We start from the raw sequence: 2665 nt of genomic DNA on the forward strand, positions 1-2665 counted from the left end.
TCGCGGAGCAATAGGGGGGCGGGGCGGTGCGGGGTGGTGACCTGGGCTATGGGGGAAGTTTGCGTGAACGCGGTTAACTGCATGGACATATCGGGTCGTCTGCCTTGGTTGGGTCTGCCGGTGCGCGCGCCCCGCAGCAATCACCTGGGCAAGCGTCGTCGGGCCAACGAAAAGGCCCGGTGCTGGCGCTGCTCGCCGTGGCCGTGGCGGCAGCACTGGGTGTCGGTGGCGCGGGCTACTGGTGGCTCGGCCGCACGGCCAAGGCGCCGGTGGCTGTCGACCAGCAGGACAAGGCGCCGAGCCAGGCGCTCGCCAGCGACAAGCCGCAGAACGTCGGTCAGCCGACCCAGGCTGCCGTTGCCGATGATTCCGTGGCTGGTGAGCACCCGTTGCTGATCCCCGGCAAGAAGACCCTCTACCAGCGCGTACTGGCAAAGCCCGGCGCGCAGTTGCATACAGAACCGGGGCAGGGCGCAGGGCAACCGCTGCCGGCGTTCTCGGTGCTCTACGTCTACGCCCGGCGCAACGTCGCCGGCCAGGACTGGCTGCAGGTCAGCGCCGCCAGCGATGGCCGCGCGCTGGGCTGGCTGCCGGCGAGCGAGGGCGCCGACTGGAAGCAGAGCCTGGTGCTCAAGTTCACCGAACGCTCCGGCCGGGCGCCGGTGATGTTCCTGCGCCAGGACAGCCTGCTGGAACAACTGATCGCCGACCCCAACGCGGCCCGCAACCTGCTGCGCAAGGCCCAGGCCGACGCCAGCGACAACAGCCAGGTGCTGGCTCTGGAACCGGCCACCCGCGCGGTCGCACAGGATCGCTTCTACCTGCTGCCGATCTTCGAGTCGCGCGAGAGCATGGATGACAACGGGCAGATCGTGCAGATGCTCAAGGTCGCCTCCATCGACCCCGGCAGTCAGGTCGCCAGCACTGTGGAGGGCAAGCCACTGAAGGCTGCCGCCACCGACGCCTTCCGCACTGGCATCGTGCTGGTGGTGGACACCTCGGTGTCCATGCAGCCCTATATCGACCAGATTCGCGACGTGGTGCAGAGCCTGCAGGGCAAGCTCGCCGAGCGCGGCGAACTCGATAGCGTCAGCTTCGGCCTGGTGGGCTTTCGCAACAACACCGACAAGACGCCGGGGCTGGAATACCTGAGCAGGACCCTGATCCCGCTGGAGGAAGGCCGCGATCCCGCGCGCTTCCTGCAATTGGCCGGGCAGATCAAGGCCACCACGGTGTCCAGCCACTCGTTCAACGAGGACGCCTTCGCCGGCATCATGCAGGCGGTGGACGGCATGGACTGGAGCGGTTATGGCGGCCGCGTAGTGCTGGTGGTCAGCGATGCCGGCGCGCTGCGCAAGAGCGATCCGTACAGCTCGACGCGCATGAACGAAGCGGAGGTGCGCCAGGCTGCGCTGAACAAGCAGATCCACCTGTATGCCCTGCACCTGCTGACGCCGGCCGGGGCGAACAACCATGCGGCCGCCGAGCAGCAGTACCGCACCCTGACCGCCGACGCCAACCCGCGCATCGGCGACCTCTACGTGCCGGTGCCGGGTGGCGACGTACAGCGCTTCGGCCAGCGCCTGGACGAAATCGGCAGCGTGTTCGCCGATCTCGTCCACCAGGTGCGCGGCAACGCGCCCAGCGCTGCGCCGCAGCTGGACGGCGCGCCGAGTCTTGCGCAGAAGTCGGCGGCCATCGGCTACGCCATGCACATGGACTTCCTCGGCCGCAGGACCCAGGCACAGAGCCCGCAGCTGGTCAGCGCCTGGACCGCCGACCGCGACCTGAGCAACCCGGCGCTGCCGGCCTTCCAGGTGTGCGCGCTGCTCACCCGCCTGCAGCTCAACGAGCTGCAGCAGTCGCTCAAGCTGATCGTCGATGCGGCGCGCAAGACCCAGACCTCGCCCAGGGACTTCTTCCAGGAAATCGCCAGCGCCAGTGCCTACATGAGCCGCGACCCCTCGGCGCTGCGCCAGGGCGGCAACCTGGCCAAGGGCGGCCTGCTGGGCGAATACCTCGACGGCCTGCCGTACCGCAGCAAGGTCCTGGGCATGACCCAGGACCTCTGGCTGTCGCTGTCGGTGGCCGAGCAGCAGGACTTCATCGACGAACTGGAATCGAAGATCCGCCTCTACGAAACCTTCCACAACGACACGGCCAACTGGGTCCGCTTCGGCGCTGCCGAACCGGGCGATGCCTTGTACCGCGTGCCGCTGGCGACGCTGCCATGAGCCTGCTCAGCCTGCGTGGCGTCAGCAGTATCCGGGGGCAGGGCGCACAGCGCTTCCGCCTGGACGTGCCGTGCCTGGACCTCGCGCCCGGCCAGCGCCTGGCGCTGGTGGGGGCCAGCGGCAGCGGCAAGAGCACGCTGCTGGACCTGCTGTCCCTGGTGGCGCCGCCGCAGCAGGCAGAGCGCTTCGATTGGCGGGCGGGCGCGGGCGTGTACGCCATCGCCGATCTCTGGCGCACCGGCCAGCGCAGCACCCTGGCCGACCTGCGCAGCCGGTTCTGCGGCTACGTGCTGCAGACCGGCGGGCTGCTCGGCTATCTCAGCGTGCGCGCCAATATCGAGTTGTCGCGGCGCCTGCTGGGCCTGGCCGACCGAGAGCGCGGCGGGTTTCTTGTCCAGCTGGTCCTGGATGTCCAGGCGCCGCGCCCTGGC

1 protein-coding gene and 1 pseudogene are annotated in these 2665 nt (G+C 69.1%); both read left to right on the forward strand.

The features are described 5' to 3' along the window. Positions 1–131: 131 nt before the first annotated feature. Positions 132–2234, forward strand: a pseudogene (locus tag ACCC94_RS29165) (vWA domain-containing protein); the annotation flags it as partial. Between the two features lie 2 nt (positions 2235–2236). Beyond that, positions 2237–2665, forward strand: a 429-nt coding sequence (locus ACCC94_RS29170; protein WP_413353063.1) for an ATP-binding cassette domain-containing protein, incomplete at its 3' end; no start/stop codon positions are given.

This window comes from Pseudomonas sp. Pseusp97 (assembly GCF_047304025.1).
In the GTDB taxonomy this organism is placed as follows: Bacteria; Pseudomonadota; Gammaproteobacteria; order Pseudomonadales; family Pseudomonadaceae; genus Pseudomonas.